18 protein-coding genes are annotated in these 22486 nt (G+C 46.0%); 5 read left to right on the forward strand and 13 right to left on the reverse strand.

Annotated features, from left to right (window positions below):
• Positions 1 to 245: 245 nt before the first annotated feature.
• Positions 246 to 482 carry a hypothetical protein gene (locus GQS64_RS00690; RefSeq protein ID WP_198230327.1) on the reverse strand — a complete coding sequence of 79 codons (237 nt, stop codon included), beginning with the start codon at positions 480 to 482 and terminating at the stop codon, positions 246 to 248.
• Positions 483 to 1084: 602 nt separating this feature from the next.
• Between GQS64_RS00690 and GQS64_RS00695 the strand changes: the two genes are divergently transcribed.
• Positions 1085 to 2458, forward strand: coding sequence for a sensor histidine kinase (locus GQS64_RS00695; RefSeq protein ID WP_077994107.1), 1374 nt, complete (start codon positions 1085 to 1087; stop codon positions 2456 to 2458).
• A gap of 448 nt (positions 2459 to 2906) precedes the next feature.
• On the opposite strand, the gene hpt is transcribed toward GQS64_RS00695, so the two are convergent.
• On the reverse strand, positions 2907 to 3443 hold the full coding sequence (gene hpt / locus GQS64_RS00700) for a hypoxanthine phosphoribosyltransferase (RefSeq protein ID WP_198230328.1): 537 nt from the start codon (positions 3441 to 3443) through the stop codon (positions 2907 to 2909).
• Positions 3444 to 3683: 240 nt separating this feature from the next.
• Here hpt and ftsE point away from each other — a divergent pair, with 240 nt between their 5' ends.
• From ftsE to GQS64_RS00715, 3 genes are all read left to right on the forward strand, one after another.
• The gene (ftsE, locus tag GQS64_RS00705; protein WP_077994109.1) at positions 3684 to 4343 is read left to right on the forward strand and encodes a cell division ATP-binding protein FtsE; all 660 of its coding nucleotides are present in this window, start codon (positions 3684 to 3686) and stop codon (positions 4341 to 4343) included.
• Positions 4336 to 5310 carry a cell division protein FtsX gene (locus GQS64_RS00710; RefSeq protein ID WP_077994111.1) on the forward strand — a complete coding sequence of 325 codons (975 nt, stop codon included), beginning with the start codon at positions 4336 to 4338 and terminating at the stop codon, positions 5308 to 5310. The genes ftsE and GQS64_RS00710 overlap by 8 nt, the downstream gene beginning before the upstream one ends.
• 77 nt (positions 5311 to 5387) lie before the next feature.
• The gene (locus tag GQS64_RS00715) at positions 5388 to 5984 is read left to right on the forward strand and encodes a YdcF family protein (RefSeq protein ID WP_225868122.1); all 597 of its coding nucleotides are present in this window, start codon (positions 5388 to 5390) and stop codon (positions 5982 to 5984) included.
• Positions 5985 to 6060: 76 nt separating this feature from the next.
• On the opposite strand, the gene ybaK is transcribed toward GQS64_RS00715, so the two are convergent.
• From ybaK to GQS64_RS00765, 10 genes are all read right to left on the reverse strand, one after another.
• Positions 6061 to 6534 (reverse strand): Cys-tRNA(Pro) deacylase, encoded by a 474-nt coding sequence (gene ybaK / locus GQS64_RS00720; RefSeq protein WP_077994113.1) that lies wholly within the window; start codon positions 6532 to 6534, stop codon positions 6061 to 6063.
• 58 nt (positions 6535 to 6592) lie between these two features.
• Complete coding sequence (locus GQS64_RS00725) at positions 6593 to 8572, reverse strand: MacB family efflux pump subunit (RefSeq protein ID WP_198230329.1); 1980 nt, start codon at positions 8570 to 8572, stop codon at positions 6593 to 6595.
• Between the two features lie 3 nt (positions 8573 to 8575).
• Positions 8576 to 9775, reverse strand: a complete 1200-nt coding sequence (locus GQS64_RS00730; RefSeq protein ID WP_198230330.1) for an efflux RND transporter periplasmic adaptor subunit — start codon at positions 9773 to 9775, stop codon at positions 8576 to 8578.
• Positions 9772 to 11262 (reverse strand): efflux transporter outer membrane subunit, encoded by a 1491-nt coding sequence (locus tag GQS64_RS00735; RefSeq protein ID WP_198230331.1) that lies wholly within the window; start codon positions 11260 to 11262, stop codon positions 9772 to 9774. Before GQS64_RS00735 ends, GQS64_RS00730 begins: the two co-directional genes overlap by 4 nt.
• 145 nt (positions 11263 to 11407) lie before the next feature.
• On the reverse strand, positions 11408 to 12214 hold the full coding sequence (locus GQS64_RS00740) for an exodeoxyribonuclease III (RefSeq protein ID WP_198230332.1): 807 nt from the start codon (positions 12212 to 12214) through the stop codon (positions 11408 to 11410).
• A gap of 439 nt (positions 12215 to 12653) precedes the next feature.
• Positions 12654 to 13214 carry an outer-membrane lipoprotein carrier protein LolA gene (locus GQS64_RS00745; protein WP_225868200.1) on the reverse strand — a complete coding sequence of 187 codons (561 nt, stop codon included), beginning with the start codon at positions 13212 to 13214 and terminating at the stop codon, positions 12654 to 12656.
• 178 nt (positions 13215 to 13392) lie between these two features.
• Positions 13393 to 15837, reverse strand: a complete 2445-nt coding sequence (locus GQS64_RS00750) for an FtsK/SpoIIIE family DNA translocase (RefSeq protein WP_198230333.1) — start codon at positions 15835 to 15837, stop codon at positions 13393 to 13395.
• Positions 15838 to 15998: 161 nt separating this feature from the next.
• Positions 15999 to 17168, reverse strand: a complete 1170-nt coding sequence (locus GQS64_RS00755; protein WP_246798496.1) for an ammonium transporter — start codon at positions 17166 to 17168, stop codon at positions 15999 to 16001.
• Positions 17169 to 17486: 318 nt separating this feature from the next.
• Positions 17487 to 17825, reverse strand: a complete 339-nt coding sequence (locus tag GQS64_RS00760; protein ID WP_198230334.1) for a P-II family nitrogen regulator — start codon at positions 17823 to 17825, stop codon at positions 17487 to 17489.
• 608 nt (positions 17826 to 18433) lie between these two features.
• Positions 18434 to 19306 carry an acyl-CoA thioesterase gene (locus GQS64_RS00765; protein ID WP_077994135.1) on the reverse strand — a complete coding sequence of 291 codons (873 nt, stop codon included), beginning with the start codon at positions 19304 to 19306 and terminating at the stop codon, positions 18434 to 18436.
• A 106-nt stretch (positions 19307 to 19412) separates the two neighbouring features.
• Here GQS64_RS00765 and GQS64_RS00770 point away from each other — a divergent pair, with 106 nt between their 5' ends.
• The gene (locus tag GQS64_RS00770) at positions 19413 to 20654 is read left to right on the forward strand and encodes a ubiquinone biosynthesis hydroxylase (protein ID WP_077994137.1); all 1242 of its coding nucleotides are present in this window, start codon (positions 19413 to 19415) and stop codon (positions 20652 to 20654) included.
• A 1048-nt stretch (positions 20655 to 21702) separates the two neighbouring features.
• Here GQS64_RS00770 and GQS64_RS00775 read toward each other — a convergent pair.
• A complete protein-coding gene (locus GQS64_RS00775; RefSeq protein ID WP_077994140.1) occupies positions 21703 to 22482 on the reverse strand; it encodes a succinate dehydrogenase iron-sulfur subunit in 780 nt (259 codons plus the stop codon).
• Positions 22483 to 22486: the final 4 nt, after the last annotated feature.

Below are 22486 nucleotides of genomic sequence, written 5' to 3' on the forward strand. Positions count from 1 at the left end.
TTTCAAATCCTTCCACTACAGAACGCCACTTTTGAAACAGTCACAATTGTCTGCGGTGCAATGACCAAAGAACAAGATCGGACTTTGATCTGCCGTTTCTTTTTATAACTTCAAACTCAACATGCGTAAGGTCTATTGTCAAACATATTAGCAGAGTTTCACTATTTATATTTGGCAATAAAACAAACGTAGCAAAAACAAATCCCGTATATAAGGATAAGAATTCAGGCCGCTTTATGTTATTTTCAAGCCTGATAAATTGTCTCTTCCCCGATGATCGACTGCTTAAATGTCAAGCAAATCAGGACTTTTCCGGATGAGAGAGAACGCAAAGGTTTTGCCTGCCGGTGGCGACGGGTTACATTGTTGCGCGAAAAATGATCGCGTTCATTCGCTATTAAACGATGAGAAGTTGATGCCATTTGTTTCATCGACAACATTGTTACCAATGTTGCAATAATCATGATGATGTTGAACAACATTTACATGTTTCAACTTGTTGGCATGTTTCAACTTGTTGGCGACAAATACACTCTCTATGCGGATCGTTGATAAAATGATAATCGCACCGGCGCTAAAAATTTGAATTCATTCTTATATAAAATATAAAATGTTATCTATATAATATAAAATTCCTATTTATTTTTAATTCTGTAAAAAACAAAATATTTATACATAATATATATTTAAATTGTTTAAATTTACAGAATTTTAAAAATAAAGAATGATATATGTTTTATCAATTCAATACTTTCAAATAAAATCAAAAATAGAAATATAAACACTATAAGAATCAAAAAATATTAATTTTTTCCGGAAGAAGCTGAATTGAAAATTGCAAGGGGGACAGAACCTATCCGGTGAATATACACTGCGTCTTTCAGACGGTAACCGACAAATAGCCTTTAATAAGTTATCTGTCTAAATTTTTATCATTGATTTTCAAATAAACTCGCATGATAAACAGTTAACAAAGCTGCTATTCAATGATATAATTTTTCATGGGAAAAGCGGGATGACGCTAAAGACCTTCAGGTACATGATTGTATTTTCGGGTTATTGAAACGGAGTCTGTGTAATCACGATGAAACGTGTTGAAAAACAGGAGTGGCGTAACCAACTTATTCTCGACAATGCCTTGGATTATGCAATATTGACGGCGGATATGAATGGGCTGATTGTGAGCTGGAGTCCGGGTGCAGAAAAACTGTTCGGCTGGAAACCTGGAGAAGTAATCGGTCAGCCGCTGGACATTCTCTTCACCGAAGAAGACCGGCTGAACAAGCTACCCGAAACCCGCCAACAAATGGCGAGTCTTCATCGGATTGATGCCGTTGAACGTTTCCACCAAAGAAAAGACGGTACGACTTTCTGGGCATCGGGTGACCTGCAAGCTCTTTATAGCGATGATGGAAAACAACAAGGTTTTTTAAAAATTGTCCGTGACCGGACCGACGAACAATTACATTCCGAATCATTGCGTCTGAGTGAAGAACGTCTACGACTGGCTCAACAGGCAGCCGGTATTGGCGCATTTGAAATTGATCGTGATCGCAATATGATCGAGGCGACACCGCAATTTTTGAAGCTACTCGGTTTTAAAGAAAGTTCCGAACTTCCACTCGATGACTTTTATTCTGTGATCGTGGATAGTCCACGACAAATTGCAAAGCAGATGTTGCAAACACGGCAGGATGAAAGCCTGATTACGCATCTGGAGTTCCAGATCAAAAGGGCTGATACCAAACAATTACGCTGGATCGGCTATTGGGCAGAAGCCGCACCTAAAGATGTCGGCAAGTCTATGAAACACCGGATCTTGGGCGTTTTGCAAGATATTACCGAAAGACGGGAAGCGCAGGAAAAGCAGGCAATTCTTTCCAGCGAGCTTGCCCATCGGGTTAAAAATATTTTGGCAATTGTGCAAAGCATTGCCAATCAGACGCTGACCGAAGCAACATCAATGACAAAAGCTTTGCAGGATTTTTCTGTGAGGCTGAATGCACTTGCACATGCGCAGGATATTTTGACGCAAGGCGCAACCAATAGTGCCGACCTCAAACAAATTGTCGAAAGCAGCCTTGATATTCACGACAAAACCAAAAACCGGTTTGTTGTATCCGGCCCACCGGTTGCCTTATCACCACAAACAGCTCTTTCCATGGCTTTGGCACTTCATGAATTGAGTACCAACGCCGTCAAATACGGGGCACTTTCGTCAAAAACCGGAATTATAGAAATTATCTGGACACTTGATAAAAACGAGTTCCATTTTTCCTGGCGCGAAAGAGGTGGTCCGACAGTTCATGCGCCAACCAAATTGAGCTTCGGTAGCAAATTGATTACACGGCTTTTGCCCGCCCGTTTTAATGGACATGCCAATCTGAGTTATGCTCCCGAAGGTTTTTCCTTCGAGCTTTCAGCGCCCCGTACACCGGATAATTTCCCTCCTCAATAAAGGGAACACATAAAAATCAACAATTATTCGGGTAAAACTTCAAAATCGCTTGGTGAACAGGATAACAACCTCATTGCTTCCGCCGTCTGAAACTTCTTCAAATGATGTTTCGCTCACTTCACCATTTTTATTCTGCAACAATCTTTCAACAACAATTGATTCTTGCGAGCCTTAAAAAACGGTTTGTGGCCTTCAAATGCATTTAAATCCGACCTTTTAATCCCGATTATTACGCATGAAGGTTCTTTAAAACCGGACAATTGGCTAGAGTGTGTTTAATCCGAATCATAAAATAAATGATTTTCCGATGAAATTCCGAAAGTCGTAACCGGAAGATGACTGCAACGTTTACTAGAAGACACTGACTGCCAGAACTTTTGAAAATCAGGCAGATTTTTCCTTGAGCCACCGGTTTTGTATGAGCGCCTCAATTTTCTCGATGCGATCACTATTTTTGAAGCACTCCGACATAAGGCAACTGGCGAAACGCATGGCCGGCATCCATTCCATATCCGACAACAAATTGATCGGGACAAGGAAAACCGACAAAATCCGCCTCTATATCGGCTTTGCGCCGCATGGCTTTGTCCAGCAAAGCAGCGATAAAAATACGCCCCGCACCGCGAGTTTTCAAAAGATCCCGCACGAATTTGAGTGTCTTTCCCGATTCCAGAATGTCGTCGATCAAAAGAACATCACGCCCCGTAATATCGCTATCGAAATCGTGCAAAAGCTTTATTTCTCCACTTTCCTGACCGGCTCCGTAACTTGAAATTGTGATAAATTCCACAGACGAACTGACACCGGCGCGATGAAGCTCTCTGATAAGATCGGCAGCAAAAATAAATGACCCTTTCAAAATCGGTAACACCAACAGGTTTACCGGCTTCTTTCCGGCAATTTCATTTGCTATGATACGGTTGCGGTTGGCAATCTCTTCTTCCGAAAAAAGAACTTCGATCGACTTTCCATCAATTATGGGCATTTTATTATCCATATAAAAATTTATGGCCGCGGGGTAACACAGACGCTTCTACCAAGAAAGCTGTTGCCAATAATAAATTTTAACCGCGACTTAACCATATTCGTTAAGGATAGGAAAAAGAGTGGCGTCAGGTCAAGATACCTTTCCACGATCAATCAAGATTGCCATTAAGGCGGTTACCAACATTTAAAAAAGAAAAACCGGATAAATATTTGTGCGGGCAGAATAGGTTAATTAACAGTGATTCGTTTTGAAAATGTAGGCTTGCGTTATGGCATGGGGCCGGAAGTTCTCCGTGATATAAGCTTTTATATTCCGCACGGGTCATTCCAGTTTTTGACAGGCCCTTCCGGTGCGGGTAAAACCACATTATTGCGTTTGATGTTTCTGGCATTAAAACCGACACGCGGTCTTATCAATATATTCGGCCACGATACCGCGCTTTTAAAACGGCATGATATGCCGAAATTACGCCAACGAATCGGAATCGTTTTTCAGGATTTCCGCCTGCTCGATCATATGACAACCTATGAAAATGTTTCGCTTCCCTTACGCGTGAGGGGGCGTGAAGAAGCAACCTATCGCGCCGAGGTCGAAGAACTTCTTCAATGGGTGGGGCTCGGCGAACGGATGGATGTGTTGCCCCCTGTACTTTCCGGCGGGGAAAAACAACGCGTGGCAATTGCCCGCGCATTGATCGACCAGCCGGAAATATTGCTGGCGGACGAACCGACAGGCAATGTCGACCCTGTTCTTGCGCGCAGATTATTGCGCTTGTTTATCGAACTCAACCGGTCGGGAACCGCTGTGGTGATCGCCACCCATGATGTCAACCTGATGGAGCAGATTGATGCTCGCCGGATGATACTCAATGACGGAAGGCTCGAACTCTATGACTGAGCTTTCCCCATCCCCGAATTCGCGAAAATTGTGGCAAGGTCGAAACGTTTCCGGACAAACGTCAATTGTTCCGGCGAGTGATGTCGCAGGGCAAGCGCTTGTTGTTGTCATTGCGATCATGACACTGCTTGCTTCCCTGTCGATTGGCGGGGTTGACCTGATCGGCTATTCGGCACACAACTGGGAAAACCAGATTTCACGCGAAGCAACAATTCAAATCCGGCCGACTGACGGACTGGATATTGAAAAAACTCTGAATTATGCTGTCGAACTTGTGCAAGGTTTTCCGGGCGTCAAATCAGCTCAGATCATTGACCGCGCTCAAACCGAGCGCTTGCTTGAGCCTTGGCTCGGAACCGGTTTGGAACTGAAGGAACTGCCTATTCCACGTCTTGTCGTCGTGACCCTCGATGATACCAATAAAGCCGATTTCGGTATGATTAGCGATGCCGTTGCAACACAAATTCCCGGTGGCAGTTTCGATGACCACCGCAATGCGATCAATCGCCTTGTTACAATGGCGCACGCAACGATCATTATCGGAGTAATCATATTGGCACTTGTCATTTCTGCATTGACGCTCACCATCATATTTGCAACGCGCAGTGCTCTTTCAGCCAATGCCCACATTGTCGAAGTGCTCTACTTTATTGGTGCCGAAGCCGGTTTTATTGCCCGCCAATTCGACTTCCATTTTTTCAAGACCGGTCTGAAGGGCGCATTTTTGGGCGGTTTTACAAGTATCGTTATTTTTATCGTTTTTTCGTTCTGGACCCGTTTTGCTGCCGGAACACCCGGAAGCGATCAGGCTTCGGCATTATTCGGACATTTCAGTCTTGGGCTTTCAAGCTATATCAAGATTTTCATTTTAATCGGCTTTGTTGCATTGTTAACTATGGTCACAAGCCGCCTGACAATTCTAAGCCAGTTGAAATCCATCGACCGCAAGGAAAGTGATCTGTTCTGACAATGAGCGAATACACTTTATACGCACAAATTTCCGATCCGGAACCGGAGCACAAAAGCTTAAGCCGGATAAAATTGTTGCGTTGGAAAAGACGGTTTTTCAAACATCTTCCACCCGTCAGCATTTTTATTCTCGTTTGTATTATTCTGTTCGGTAGCGGTTTTTTCTATTTCAGCGAAAAAGTATCGCGTCTTGCCCGACCCGATCCTTTACCAGAGGCTGATGGAATAATTGTGTTGACTGGCGGCGAAAGTCGCATGGAAGCGGGTCTTGACCTGCTTGCCAAGGGATTGGGTCGACGGCTTCTCATCAGCGGTGTCAATCCTTCAACCAACAGTCAGGCCTTGATACGCGTGACCCACAGCGACCCGCAACTCTTTCAATGCTGTGTGGATCTCGGACGGGAAGCAATCAATACAATGGGCAATGCGGAAGAAGCAACCGACTGGATCCGAAAAAATCACTACCAAAAGGTTTATATTGTCACCAACGATTATCATATGCCGCGTTCTTTACGCGAATTGAATCGCTTGATGCCCGATATCGACTTTATCGCCTATCCGATCAGCGAGGGAACCGGTGAACAAAGCCTGCTCAGGCAATTGGGTGAATTACGACTGCTTGCAAGCGAATATATCAAATTTATCGGTGCGGAGTTGCGAGCCTATTTCTGATAGAAGCGATTTTCGTTTAAGCCTAAATGTTCAACAATTGGCAAAATGATATTCGGTGACAATCTATCGTCATTGTTCAACGTTTGAAATCGGCAACTTTTGCTGAAAGGACATTGATCGCATCTGTCGAACGCAGCTTCACCTGAAAACCGCGGCCGCCACCATTGATATAAATTTTATCGAACAATTCGGCCGTTTCTTCAAAAACCGTAGGCAGATGCCGCCTTTGTCCGAAAGGCGATATACCCCCTACTTTATAACCGGTGAGCTTTTCAGCTTCTTCAACACTCAACATTTCGGCATGTTTTCCACCGAAAGCGGCAGCAAGCTTTTTCATATTGGCTTCCTGATCGGATGGTAAAACCGCAACATGGGGTTTGCCATCGACGCTCACCATCAGCGTTTTAAAAACCGTTTCGGGATCTGCTCCGACTGCTTCGGCAGCCTGCAACCCCACGCGGTCTGCATGTGGATCATAATGATAGGTAATGAACTCGTAGGCGATATGATTGTGATCGAGAAAGGCGGTTGCCGGAGTGGTTTTTGACACTTTTGACTTCCTTCAAGTTCCAATATTTATCAACCCGATCCATTGCCCATCGGCTAAACTAATCGCGAGCGAGAGCGGCCACAGGATCGAGTTTTGAAGCATTACGAGCGGGCAAAAAGCCGAATCCGATGCCAATGAGGGTTGAAAAGATGAACGCTATAATAATCGAACCTGTCGAGTAAACAAGTTTAAACGGCGCACCGCTTACTGCAAAAATCCACCCGACAGAAAGTCCTAATAAAATCCCCAAAGCCCCGCCGATGAGACAAACAAGCACAGATTCGATCAGAAATTGTTGGAGAATATCGCTCTGTCGCGCGCCCACTGCCATACGAACACCAATTTCATTGATACGCTCGGATACTGTGACGAGCATAATATTCATAACGCCAATTCCCCCGACCAGAAGAGAAATCAAAGCGATGGAGGCAACAAGCAAAGTCAGAACTTGCGTGCTTGCAATGACCTGTTCACGAAATTCTTCCGAATTGCGGATAAAGAAGTCTTCTGTGCCATGCCGCATGACGAGGAAGCGTTTGACGGCCTCTTCCGCAAGACGTGAGTCAACATTATCGGCAACTTTCAACGTAATCGAGCGAACAGTATTATTGCCGAGGAAACGCGTCTGCACCGTGGTATAAGGCAAATAAAGTTGCAAAGTATCGGATGGTGGCCCCATTTGCTGCAACTCGATAACACCGACAATACGGGTGGGAACTTTTCCCACCAGAACCACCTTGCCTATCGGGCTTTCATGGCTATCGGGAAAAAGCGTTGGCACGGCCTGCTTTTCAACCACAAGATCGGTGGCACGCGAAAGCACACTTTCCGAATCGAACAACCGCCCTTCAACAAGTTTTGCCCCTTGTGCCTTGAAATATTGGTCACTTACGCCATAGACCGTCACGTTCGATTCGATCGACCCGTAGCGGACAGTGGACGACGTTGTAACAGTCGGCGTTACCGCATCGGCATAAGGTTGTTCGGAAAGTGCAATTGCATCGGAATCAACCAGTGTCGTGACTTTACCCGAACGCATATCGGCAAAGCTCTTTCCGGCAAAGATATTCAATGTATTGCTTCCCAGACTATTGATATTTTCAAGAATCTGTTTTTGTGTGCCATTTCCCAAAGCAACCATGGAAACCACGGCGGCAATTCCGATAATAACACCGAGCATCGTCAAAAATGTCCGCATACGATGCGCATTCATTGACAACAAGGCCATGCGGAAAGCTTCATGGAATCGGTCAAGAAATGATCTCAAGAGTCCGATTTTTTTGTTGCTGACAACTTCTGTTGCAACTTCGTCGGCATGACCGGTGGCTACTTCTGTCGGCTGGTTCGGTTTATCCGACAAAATCTCTCCGTCGCTGATTTCAATAATCCGTTCGGCTTTTTTGGCCACCGACATATCGTGTGTTACGATAATGATCGTGCGCCCTTCTGCGTGAATTTCCTCCAGAATACGCAACACTTCTTCGCCGCTATGGCTGTCAAGTGCGCCTGTCGGCTCATCGGCAAGGATAACTTCGCCATTATTCATCAATGCGCGGGCAATAGACACGCGTTGTTGCTGGCCGCCGGAAAGTTGTCCGGGGCGGTGGGTAATGCGCTCGCCCATACCGAGACGTTCCAATAGCGCTGTTGCGCGCTTTTCCCGTTCGGCGGGGGAACGCCCCGCATAGATCGCCGGAATTTCCACATTATCGAGTGCTGTCAATTCCCCCAGCAAATGGTAACGCTGGAAAATAAAACCGAAATGATCGCGCCGGAGCGCAGAAAGTTCGTCAGCAGAAAGTTGCGATGTTTCTTTGCCCGAAACCTTGTAGCTTCCCGAACTTGGCCGGTCGAGACAGCCGAGAATATTCATCAAGGTCGATTTTCCCGAACCCGATGCGCCAACGATTGCCACCATCTCGCCCCTATGGATGGTGAGATCAATTCCTTTCAAGACACGTACATTGGTTTCGCCCGCGGGAAATTCGCGGATAACGTCTTTAAGCACAATGACCGCATCTTTGTGAGTGTTTTCCATAGTTTAGAATGGCCCCACACGATGACGGCTTCCGGATGTAGAAGGCATAGTGCCGTTGCTCACTCCGGTTACAACGGTTTCGCCTTCTTCAAGTCCGGAAACCACCTCGACCATGACTTTATTATTCAATCCGGTTTCAATGTCGCGGGCTTCGACCTTGCCATTCTTGTCAAGAATATTGACCACAGCTTTGTTGCCCGAAACATCATTCAACGCGTCACTCGGTATAAGCAGCACTTTTTGAGCGCGCCCCAGAATAATATGGACTTCCGCAGTCATATAAGTGCGCAAAACACCATCATCATTCGGCACATTGAATGTGCCATTATAATAGATGGCCTGTGACGTTGACGAACTCGATGAAGCAGTCGACGACGAATTGAAACTGATGTCATTGCGGATGGATTCCGGTGCCGGTTCGATTTTTTCCAAGCGGCTTTCATAGTGTCGCTTGCGATTACCCAGAACATTGAAATAAAGGTCCTGACCGGGTTTGACATTGATAACATCGGCTTCGGATATTTCCGCGCGTACCGTCATCACCGACAAATCGCCGAGAATAACAATCGTCGGAGCCGACTGGACAGCATTGACGTTTTGCCCTTCCTGAACAACAGTGGCGAGAACTGTACCATCGGACGGTGCTGTTACGCGTGTATAACCGAGATTGACTTTGGCTGTCTCGACATCGACTTCCGCTTGCACAATCTGGGCTTTCAACTGGTCGATCTGTGCCGCACGGATTTTGACTTGCGCATCGGCATCATCGAAATCGGCTTTGGAAACCGCATGGGACGAAATCATCGTTTGCTGGCGGGTCATATTCTGTTTGGCAAGAACGAGTTGCGCTTCCTGCTCGGCAAGTTTGCCACGATAATTGGCAAGCGCTGCTTCCTTGCTTTTCAAATCGTTTGTCTGCGTTGTCGGATCGATTTCGGCAAGCAGATCGCCTTCTTTGACAACACTGCCCGGTTTTACTTTCAAAGAAATAATACGACCCGTCGCGCGTGCACCCACAGCGACAAGACGGTGCGGTTTTATCGTGCCATTAGCAAGAACGCTGACTTCAATATCTCCCCTTTTGACTTTGGATGTCATGTAAGTCGGCGCAGCCGTGGTGAAAAATACCGAATGGATAAATATCAAAAGCACGATCAGTGCAATCACAGCAATAATAATGGTGACTGTTTTTTTTGCTTTCATCGCGTTTTGCTCTCTGCTTCAACTTTTCTGATGTGAGGACCTGTATAGCCGTCAACAATTTCAGGTTTTTTATCGTCAACCGCACCATTCCATCCGCCACCCAATGCTTTCATGAGCGAAATATAGTCCTTGGTAATCGAAACGCGGCTTTCAATCAGCGACTGTTCGGATGAATAATGGGAACGTTCTGCATTCAACAGTTCAAGAAAACTGGTATTGCCGCTTTGATAAAGCGAGCGGGATAAACTCAATGCTTTGGCATAGGAATTGGCGGCAATGGCAAGTTTAGCCGAGCGTTGTTTTTCCTTGCTCATGGATACGAGTGCATTTTCGACATCTTCCAATGCCGTCAACACGCTGCTTCGATAATTGATAAACGATTGGTCGCGTTGTGCACGGGCAACCTCTACAGCAGCCATTCTCTGCCCGCCTTCAAAAATCGGTATGCTGACACCCGGACCTGCCGACCAACTGATCGAAGAACTTTTTCCAAGTTCACCCGGCTGGGTTGCAGCCGTTGAAATATTGCCGGTCAATGTCAATGAAGGATAACGGTCGGCTTCCTTCTGGCCGATACGAGCAGTTGCTTGCGCATATTGCCGCTCGGCCAGACGAACATCCGGACGCGTCAATAATATATCGGCCGGAACGCCTGCCGGAATCGGCCATTTCGGTTCAGGGATTTTATCCGCTTTTGCCATGACATCATTAAGGGCTGTCGGGCTTTGGCCTGTCAGAACCGATAAACGGTGGATTGTTGTTGCAAGATTGGCCTGCATTTGCGGAATACCGGCTTCGGTGGTGGCAGCCTGCCCTTCGGCGTTCGAGACATCAAGTTGGGAAACCGCACCGGCGGCAAATTTATCTTTCGTCAATTGTGCGGTGCGCCGTTGGGCAATTGCCGTGCGTTGAGCCAGTGCTATTTGTTGTTGTAGCCCGCGTATTTCCGCATAATTGGTTGCAACATCTCCAATCAGGGTCAGCATTGTCGCACGCATATCTTCTTTGGCGCCATCAAGCCCATATTTTGCAGCCTCGACGGCCCGCCGGTTGGCGCCGAAAAGATCAATTTCCCAACTTGAATCAAGACCGCCACGATACTGGCTGCGCTCAGGCCCGCCTGCAGATTTATTGCGATTGGCAGAAGCCGAGCCGTCGATACTTGGCAATAATGTGCCGGTCGTCTGCCACAAGCTTGCTCTTGCTTCGCGAACTTTTGCTTTTGCCGACTGGACATCATTGTTACCGGCAATGGCATCCGTCACAAGTTTATCAAGCAACGGATCATTGAACCTTTGCCACCAGTTTGCCAGTTCCGGCGGTGATGAAGGTGTTTCACGGGAATCGGAACTCCACTTGGCATCAAGTTTGAAAACAGGCTTTTGATAGTCAGGGCCAACAAGACAGCCAGAAAGCATTGCCCCTCCGGCAAGAATAACCAGTAAAAGAGCTGATCGGCCGACAGTTTTCAAACGGCATTTGCGCATTATTTTTCTGCTCCGATCAAAAAACCATACAGCCAAAAAACGTTTTTCCCGCGCTTCTTATTTCATAAACAGAAACGAAAATCTCGTGAAATTTTGTTCATGTTCAACCAAATCAATGGACTTTATAGAAACAATTCCCGTTTTTTCAAGCAAGGTCGAAACGCATGATAACCGGCACATGATCGGACGGTTTCTCCATTCCTCTAGCCTCGGTCAAAATTTCCATTTCCTGCATATGTGGTACAAGATCCGGCGATGACCAGATATGATCCAGTCTGCGCCCGCGATTGGACGTCGCCCAATCCTTGGCCCGATAGCTCCACCATGTAAAAATTTTTTCCGGTTCGGGAATTTTCTTGCGCATCAAGTCAACCCAACCGCCTTGAGAACAAAGTTCAATCAATGTTTTTGTCTCTATCGGCGTATGACTGACAATTTTCAAGAGTTGTTTATGTGACCACACATCATTTTCATAAGGTGCTATATTGAGGTCGCCTACAAGAATGCTTGAAAGCCCGTCGCCCATGTCGGCTTTGACGGCTTTCATCTCTTCCAGAAAATCAAGCTTATGACGGAATTTGGGATTGATTTCCGGATCCGGTTCATCCCCGCCTGCCGGAACGTAGAAATTATGTATACGGATATGTTTGTCACCAGCCTTTATGACGACAGCAACATGCCGGCAATCATGCTTGTTACAGAATTCCTTTTTCTCGACTTCCTCGAATGGCCGCAACGATAAGGTTGCCACACCGTGATAGCCTTTTTGCCCATGAACAGCGATATGTTCATAACCTGCCGCACGCAAGGCCTTATACGGGAATTTATCATCGGGACATTTGGTTTCCTGCAAACACAAAACATCCGGCTTTTCCTTTTGCAAAAGTTGAAGCACAAGAGGCAAACGCAAACGAACCGAATTGATATTCCATGTAGCAATTGAAAAACTCATTACACTTGAACCTTGATTGAGAAATAATGCGGTTACCGGTTCTTTAAGCGCAAAACGAGATAAAATCCAGTTTTAGCCTGAACCATATTGTTTCCTGAATTTTCTTGACCGGAAGTAAGCCATGAATTCCGGCCATTCCGGAAAATTATTTCCGTGATAGGGAGCGACTTTTCAAAACAGGTAAGACTTTTAATAAATAAATATCAGGTCTTATTTTTAATGAATCAATATAACAAAAATAATTCAAAACTATATTTATCAAATTCATAGTGCAATATTCAAAAAATCTAATTAAAAAATTGTTTATAATTAATTTTAATTAATTTTTATTCTGTATTTTTGTAGAATGGATATGTACTTTTTTAACCAAATTATAATAAGACTTATAAAATCAGGTTATATATTTTGACTGTCCGGCTTTAACTTTTCAAAGTTAATTTCAGTTCCTTTTCATAGAAATTCTTTGATAGGGAATATCGAACATTCCTTTGGCAAACCTGACGCCTTTACGAACATTGGTAATCTGTACTGTTGTCTCAAGATTTTGTTTGTCGACAATAGTCCATTGCAAAAGTTCATAAGTTTTGGAATCAAAAATCATACGAATTTGCCCTTTGCCCAATGTCTTATCGGCAAGAATAATTGTCGTTGACCCTTGATCCTGACTGACACTCAATAATTTGCCATCTGACAGATCAATTTTTGTATCGAGCAACATTTTCATGGGCGTCTGCGACAATTGGTAAAGATCCCATGTATCAAGTTTACGGTTATTGATCGCTACCGATTTGCCATCTGTAATCACGCGCACCGGCGAATTTTTATAACTGAAGCGAATTTTACCGGGTCTTTCGAGATAAAATGTTCCTTCCGTCATTTCGCCTTTCGGGCTGAATTGTATAAAATCACCGGTCATTGTCTGGATTGCAGCAAAATGATTTGCAATATCCTGTGCATGGGCAGCCAAATTGGTGTTCTGGGCAAAAGCTGGCGGTGTCATGATAGTAGCCGTCGTGACTGCGGCTGTTGCAAGAGCAATAGCAGTATAAAAAACTTTGAAAGTGGATGCGCATGTTTTTGTCATTCATTATCTCCTGCATTTATTCTTGCAGTAACCTGTGGCGTCACTATGACATTGGCGACGAGCGGCAACGCGCCCGCAACTTAAAACAAATATTTTAAAAATGTTCACCCTCTTCAGGAACCAGAATTTCGCGCTTTCCGGCGTGATTGGCAGGGCTTATCAAGCCCTCTTCTTCCATCCGCTCGACGATTGTAGCGGCGCGATTATAACCGATGCCAAGCCGGCGTTGGATATAAGAGGTTGATACGCGACGATCTCTCAAAACGACTGCAACCGCCTGATCGTAAGGATCTTGCGAATCCTCGAAATGACTTGTGCCGCCGGAAACGCCATCATCACTGTCATCGTCACTTTCTTCTGTGACGGCATCAAGATAGTCTGGAGCCCCTTGTGTTTTGAGGTGCTGGACGATTTGTTCAACTTCCTCATCCCCGACAAAAGGCCCGTGAACGCGTTGGATACGCCCGCCCCCCATCATGAAAAGCATGTCGCCTTGCCCCAGCAGATGTTCTGCACCCTGTTCGCCAAGAATGGTACGGCTATCAATCTTTGAAGTAACCTGAAACGAAATACGCGTCGGGAAATTGGCCTTGATTGTACCGGTGATAACATCGACCGATGGACGTTGCGTTGCCATGATAACATGAATACCGGCAGCGCGTGCCATTTGTGCCAGACGCTGGACAGCGCCTTCAATATCCTTGCCCGCAACCATCATCAAATCAGCCATCTCGTCTATAATAACGACAATATAAGGCATGGTTGCAAGATCAAGCGTTTCAGTCTCATAAATCGGCTCTCCCGTTTCGTGATCGAAGCCGGTCTGGACTGTGCGCGAAAGTTGCTCGCCTTTACGTTCGGCTTCTCTCACCCGTTCATTAAAACCGTCAATATTCCTGACGCCGACTTTAGCCATCTTGCGATAGCGTTCTTCCATTTCACGAACCGCCCATTTCAGCGCAACAACGGCTTTTTTGGGATCGGTGACGACCGGAGTCAAAAGATGCGGGATTCCGTCATAAACTGATAATTCCAGCATTTTCGGATCAACCATAATCATCCGGCATTGTTCCGGTGTCATCCGGTAAAGAAGCGAAAGGATCATCGTATTGATTGCCACCGACTTACCGGAACCGGTCGTACCGGCGACCAGCAAATGCGGCATTTTGGCAAGGTCGGCAATCACTGCTTCACCACCGATTGTCTTGCCGAGAGCAAGACCGAGTTTGGCTTTGTTTTCATAAAAATCACGTGTTGCAATGATTTCACGCAAGTAAACGATCTGGCGCTTCGGGTTAGGTAATTCAATGCCGATGACATTGCGCCCCGGCACAACAGCAACGCGCGACGATATGGCACTCATCGAACGGGCAATATCATCGGCCAATCCGATGATGCGTGACGATTTTATGCCCGGTGCCGGTTCAAATTCATAGAGGGTCACAACCGGCCCCGAACGCGCATTGATAATCTGCCCTTTGACACCGAAATCTTCCAATACGCTTTCCAATTGACCGGCTCGTTCTTTCAAAGCTTCGGGCGTGAGGAGGTCACTTTTGTCGATTAGTTCCGGTTCGGCTAAAAAGTCGACATTTGGCAATTCAAACCCGTTTGCCTGATGCAACTTCGTTTTGCGTTTGGCTTCAGGCGGAACAGCGGCTTCTTCTTCCGGATCAGACCATGGCATTTCGTCCGGTTCGCTATCGGGCGCGGAAAAATCCGGTTCAATCCGGCCTCTTGACGAAGAGCCATTGCCAAAATTATTCGGCACAGGGGGAAACATAGGCTCCTTGCGATGAAACAACCGGCCGATTTCAGCCCTGAGCAAATAGAACAGGTGCATCGTTCCGCCAAGAACCGTCACCATTAACGAGGCGCGAGCCGGTTCGTCATCTTCGCCCATTTGCAGGCGGTTTTCCTGTTTGCGTCTGGATTTTGCTTTTTTCTTGCGATTACGACGCCCGACAACGCCTCCCGCGATGGCTGCCGTCCAGAATGCCAAAGGCCCTAAAACCGCAGCAATAATCGAGGTTGAAACAACAGCCGGAAGCGATCCTAAAAACAGATAGGCAAAATTCAGAATTTTATCGCCAAAAACACCCCCAAGCCCGATAGGCATCGGCCAATGTGCGAAAGGCGGAACCAGAGCGATAACGCCTGCAAAACAGAAAGCGGAAATCAACCAGAAAAATATACGGTGTACGAGCCTTCCTATATCTTTTTGGGCAATAAGAAGTACTGCCCAGAAAAATGGGGGAAGGAGAGCCGCGACACTTGCAAGCCCGAAAAATTGCATAGCAATATCGGCAAAGACGGCACCCGGCCATCCCATGATATTTGTAACCGGATTGTCATTGGCATAACTCAAACAGGGGTCGGCAACATTCCATGTTGCGAGAGCCGCCGCCGCAAGCCCGATTAAAATCAATATGCCGATGCCGATAAAAGATCCGATCTGTCGGGAAAACATCTCCACCAGATGCGGGCTTTGATAAGCTCCATCTGTGGTTAAATCAAAAGGGGATGATTCCTGACGCATAACCTAACCTGAAAACCCGAAAACGACCGAAAGATAATTTTTAAACGTGACTATAAAACGAGAGAGTTAACGGGCTATTAACCAATCGAAAAAACGACAGGCAAAATAAAAAGCCCGCTTTTTGAAGCGGGCCAAAAGTTCGGGTTGTTTTTAAGAAAATTCTACTGGATTGTTTCGCCGTGAAGGGAAATATCCAATCCTTCGATTTCCTGTTGTTTGGTCGGGCGCAAACCGATGACAGCTTTGACCACGTAAAGAATAATCGTGGTTACAATTGCAGTATAGATCATCGCCACGATAAGACCGAAACCCTGATTGAGCACTGAAACTTTTGCATAGGCTTCCGGATCGGTAAAGAAAATATCGGAAGCAAAATAGCCTGTGAGCAGCGCTCCTATAATGCCACCAACACCATGGACACCGAAAGCATCGAGCGAATCGTCATATCCCAATGCACGTTTGACGAATACTGCAGCAAAATAGCAAACCGGTCCGGCAATGACGCCGATAATGATAGCACCGCCCGGTTCGACAAAACCGGCCGCCGGCGTAATGGCAACAAGTCCGGCAACTGCACCTGAAATAATTCCCAGAACCGAAGGCTTTTTGGATACTGCCCACTCCGCTATCATCCAGCATAAAGCACCGGCAGCAGTGGCAATTTGCGTATTCAACATTGCAACGGCTGCAACTTTGTTTGCAGCACCCGCAGAACCGGCATTGAAACCGAACCAGCCAATCCACAATAATGAAGCACCAATCATAGAAAGAGTAAGATTGTGCGGTGCCATATTGACCGTGCGATAACCCTGCCGTCTGCCAAGAACAAGAGCCGTAATCAAACCGGCGACACCGGCGTTAACGTGAATGACTGTACCACCGGCAAAGTCGAGGACACCATCTTTTCCGAGAAAGCCGCCGCCCCAGACCCAATGGCAAATTGGCGCATATACCAAAATCGACCACAATCCCATAAACCACAGCATTGCAGAAAACTTCATTCGCTCGGCGAATGCGCCGGTAATCAATGCCGGTGTGATAATGGCAAAGGCCATCTGGAAAGTAACCCAAAGATAGGTCGGAAATGTTCCGTTAAGGTCATCAATCGAAATGCCCTTCAAGAACAAGAGTGAAAAATCGCCATAATATGGATTTTTTCCGGAAAAAGCGAAGGAATAGCCCACAACAAACCAGATCACGCTGACAAGACAGCATATTGCAAAGCTCTGCATCATTGTTGAAAGAACATTTTTCTTACGCACCATGCCGCCGTAAAAAAGTGCAAGACCCGGTATTGTCATGAGCAGAACAAATGCAGTTGAAACCAGCATCCATGCCGTATCGCCAGAATCTATCTTTGCCGGAATTTCGGTGACAACTTCAGTCACCGTTTCTACTTCCTGTGCGAAAGCTGCATCCGCTCCGATTAACGCAAATGCACCGACCGCCATTGGAACCAATTTTTTTAAACTCGCCATAAAACCTCTCCATTTGGAAAAGAACGTGCACCACGTTCGGTTATTTCAATATCTAACAAGTTTCATGCCAATTGCTTTGAACCGTTATTTATGCGTGAAAAAACGCACATATGATAATCATTTTATTATTTTGCATATTTTTTAGGCAACTTGCTTCCGATTTATCGTCATCTAAAGTGCATTTTCATCGGTTTCGCCGGTTCTTATGCGCAAGGTTCGATCAAGTGACCAAACGAATATCTTCCCGTCTCCGATTTGTCCGGTGCGGGCTGCTTCCGTAATGACTTCCAATACACGATCAAGTTGATCTGCCGGAACGGCAACTTCGATCTTTATTTTAGGCAGAAAACTGATTGCATATTCGGCTCCGCGGTAGATTTCGGTATGGCCTTTCTGGCGTCCATATCCTTTGACTTCGGTGATGGTAAGTCCATCAATACCCATATTCAAAAGTGCATCTTTCACATCGTCGAGCTTGAATGGCTTTATAATAGCAGAAATGTATTTCATGGCTTGTCTTCTCCTCGGCTTGGTTTCGACCAGAAATAATCTGAAAATTTCCGGACACGCGATAAAGCTATTCAAGACTCATGCCAATTGGGGTAGAGACCGTAAAAAATTCGGGATTTGACGGTTCGTCGGGAAGAAAGACACCGAAAAGACGAGAGCAATGGTTGCTCCGGTCAAGCCAAAATATTTAGCAAAAAATAGTGGAAGCTGTTTCAGGTTTTAAACCTGATAGAATATGCAATTTGCCCGATCTTCCGGATTGAAAAGTTGTGGGGGGGGGAAAAGCCGCCTTGTTGAAGTCGATAAAACAGCTTTTTTTAAAAAAACATTTCGGAATGGCGGCTTTAGAAGCTGCCATTATTTTTGGCAATATCATTCGCTAAAATATTGCCATTCAATAAAATAATACCGGAATATAATGCCGCACCGGCAAACCGGCTTTAACGGCCGGAATTTCACACCCCGTATCGCAAATGGATAAGGTCGAGAAACCACAACGGAAATCTGTTCTTTCACGACCGGAACAATCAATGGCCGGTTCAAAGAACACAAATGAAACCGGCCTCTTTGCTTATAGTTTAATAGCTGTTACACCCGTCTTTTATCTTTTATGATTTTGGCTCCACAAGGCGGATAAGCCCTTCTTGTGCGACACTTGCAATCAATTTTCCGTCGCGTGTGTAAATATAACCCTGAGCCAAACCGCGTGCCCCGTTGGTGTTAGGGCTTTCAATATCATAAAGCATCCAGTCATCAAGGCTGAAAGGACGGTGGAACCACATAGAATGGTCAAGACTTGCCGGAATAAGACCGGGGGTAAAAATGGATAATCCATGAACGATCAGCGACGTATCAAGCAACGTCATGTCGGAAAGATAAGCAAGAAGAGCAGAATTGAGACTTCTTGTACTGTCGACTTTTCCGTTAAGTTTGAACCAGCAGCGTTGTATCGGCCGGTGTTTGTCGCGATTGAGATAATCTTCAAGATCAATCGGGCGAATTAAAAACGGACGTTGCTGATTCCAATAATTGCGGATGGTTTCCGGTGCCGATTCAAGAATAGCCTGATCGATGGCCTGGTCGCCACTCAATATTTCCGGTTCCGGCAAATTTTCTGGCATCGGGCGTTGATAATCAAGTCCCGGTTCATCAATCTGGAAAGAAGCTGAAAACGAAAGAATGGCAACGCCATTCTGCTTGGCAACCACACGCCGAACAGAAAAACTTCTTCCGTCACGTAGCGGCTCGGCTTCGTAAATAATTGGACGATCCGGGTCACCGGGGCGAATAAAATAGGCATGAAGCGAATGGATAAACCTGTCCGGCGCGACACTGCGATGGGCAGCAACCAATGCTTGCGCGATAACGTGGCCGCCAAAAACGCGTTGCCAGCGTGAATTTCCACTTTGACCACGAAACAAATTCTGGTCAATTTTTTCTAAATCCAGTATGGATAACAGATGTTGAAGTCGATCGGACATGAGCCATATTCACCTAAATGGTTGAACGAAACCGATTAGGTGAAACAGGAAAGCTGATGATTGTCAACAACCATTAAGCTCATACATATTTACGAAAGGAAGCTATATGTCTTCTTCGGCAACCCCCACCGATAAAATTCTGGATCTCGTCATTGCGGGAGGTGCCTATGTCGGTCTTTCACTGGCTGTTGCTATCAAACAGGCTGTTCCTTCCCTAAAAATCGCGGTAATTGACGCCGCCCCAAAGGATAGCTGGAAAACCGACCCGCGTGCTTCGGCAATTGCTGCAGCTGCCATTCGTATGCTTCGACAGCTTCAATGTTGGGATGAGATAGAACCATTATCACAACCGATCAATGACATGATTATTACGGACTCACGCAATAGTGATCCTGTAAGGCCGGTTTTCCTTACCTTTGAAGGCAATGTCGCACCCGGTGAACCATTTGCCTATATGGTCGAGAACAAATATCTGAATGCATCACTCCACCGCCGTGCTGAAGAATTGGAAATAGCTGTTCTGGAAGAGCTGAGTGTCGATAATTTTACCAATAATGGCAACGAAATGCTCATTGATTTGAGCAATGGGAAAACATTGCAAAGCCGTCTTCTTGTCGCAGCCGATGGCGTGCGCTCAAAACTCCGTGATATTGCCGATATTAAAACCGTTTATTGGCCTTATGGACAAATGGGCATTGTTTGTACTGTCGAACATGAACGGCCACACAATGGACGTGCCGAAGAACATTTTCTTCCCGCCGGTCCTTTCGCTATTTTGCCGCTGAAAGGCAATCGCTCTTCGCTTGTCTGGAACGAACGCGAAAACGATGCAAAAAGGCTTATGGCTGCCGATGATATTGTTTTTGAAGCCGAACTCGAAGCCCGTTTCGGACACCATCTCGGTGCTTTGAAACTTGTCGGCGACAGGCGTGCTTTTCCGTTCGGGCTTACGCTCGCAAGAAGTTTTGTGAAGCCACGTTTTGCACTTGCCGGTGATGCGGCCCACGGCATTCATCCCATTTCTGGGCAGGGTTTAAATCTTGGGTTTAGGGATGTTGCAGCACTGGCTCAAATCATTGTTGAAACTGCCCGTCTCGGACTCGATATTGGTTCAATCGTGGGACTGGAACGCTATCAGGCTTGGCGCAGATTCGAGACAGTGCGTATGGGGATAACAACAGACGTACTCAACCGCTTGTTTTCCAATGATATTTCGCCAATACGCTTGTTGCGCGATGTCGGTCTCGGTCTGGTCGAACGGATGCCGAGAATGAAAAATTATTTCATTCAGGAAGCTGCCGGAATTACTGACGGAGCACCTAAACTCCTTTTAGGGGAAGCGCTTTAAAACCTCTAATAAAAGTCTTTCAGGTGACCAGAATTTAAGGCATATGGAATTTTCAATCAGACCTTGCCGTTAAATAGATGCTATTTTGTTAGTGGCAGGTCTGATTGCGAAAGGCCGATTTAAAAATGTTCGATTTAAAAGGCCGGATTTCTATTTCGTCTGAAGAATGGGTAAGCCCGTCGCCTAAATATGCCCGAATTTTTGTGAACTGATGCTATGCCACAATCGGAAGTGCTCCTGACACCGTTCCCTTGGATTCCCGAAATCCGGATTACCTAAGCGGAAGCGATTCGGTTTTCTATATGTTCTTCATTCCCTTTAAAAAAAACGATTCTGATATTCGAGATCATTGATCGTTCGTCGTTCCTTGTCATCATTACTCTTGGCAATCAAACAGAATAGACTTACGGGTATAAAATCCTGCCCAAATTGCTGCTTACCCTTAAAACGATCTATGACTACCTGATAAAAGAGCCACTGAACCTAGCGGCGCTGACGGTGAATAACATTAAAACCTGATTACCGTTGATAATCGGGATAGTCGGGAAAGGAAATAATCGGGATAAGCCTGACGAGACGGTTTCGCACGCCAAGCCCTTCTTCTATCAAGGCAACGGAATGGCAAAAACATCTGTCATGCCATTATCTCGAACCTGGAAATAATTGAACATTTATAATCGGAAGAGAACGGAGCAAAAGAATATAAGCCCGATCCATTTGACGATTGTGAAAATTGGCTCGGAGAAAACAATTAGTACCGTCTCACGGCAAGCAATCTAACCATGAACCGCAAGTTGCTTTTTCGGATTTCCATCCGCACACCCGACTGAACGTGATTGGAAATGTGGTGATTGGCATGATTTCAACCGCGAATAGCGATATTGGCACGGCTTACCCATGGGAAATTCATCCTTATTCACACAACGAAAGATCGAACTATTTTCGTTAAAGCGCAAAAAGCTGTCAGTGCCGGTAGAATTGAAACAAAAAAGCCGTGTGGCTATCCCACACGGCTTTCAAAATAAACAAATTCGCAAAAATGTTTTGGCTAGACGCGCCGTTCAATCATCAATTTCTTGATTTCGGCAATAGCCTTTGCAGGGTTCAACCCCTTCGGGCATGTTTGCGCACAATTCATGATGGTGTGGCAACGATAGAGCCGGAATGGATCTTCCAGATTATCAAGCCGTTCACCCTTGGCTTCGTCGCGCGAATCGGCAATCCAGCGATAGGCCTGCAATAAAACGGCCGGTCCCAGATAACGGTCGCCATTCCACCAATAGCTCGGGCAAGATGTCTGACAACATGCACAAAGGATACATTCATAAAGTCCGTCCAGTTTCTGGCGGTCTTCATGGCTCTGCAACCATTCTTTTTCCGGCTCCGGCGAAACCGTATGCAACCACGGTTCGATCGACCGGTGTTGAGCGTAGAAGCGGTTGAGATCCGGCACCAGATCTTTTACCACCGGCATGGATGGTAATGGATAAATCTTGATCGGATGTTTGACCTCGTCCATACCTGTAATACAGGCAAGAGTATTGGAGCCGTCAATATTCATCGCACACGAGCCGCAAATACCTTCACGACATGAACGACGCAATGTCAAAGTCGGGTCAACATGGTTCTTGATGTATAGAAGCCCATCAAGAATCATTGGTCCGCAAGAATTGCGATCGACATAATAAGTATCGAGACGCGGATTCTGGTCGTCATCCGGCGACCAGCGGTAAATGTGGAATTCGGTCAATTTCGAGGTGTCAGCCGGCTTCGGCCAGACCTTACCCGGCTTGATTTGCGAATTCTTGGGAAGCGCCATATGAACCATTATC

This window comes from Bartonella sp. P0282, from assembly GCF_048452985.1.
GTDB lineage: Bacteria > Pseudomonadota > Alphaproteobacteria > Rhizobiales > Rhizobiaceae > Bartonella > Bartonella choladocola.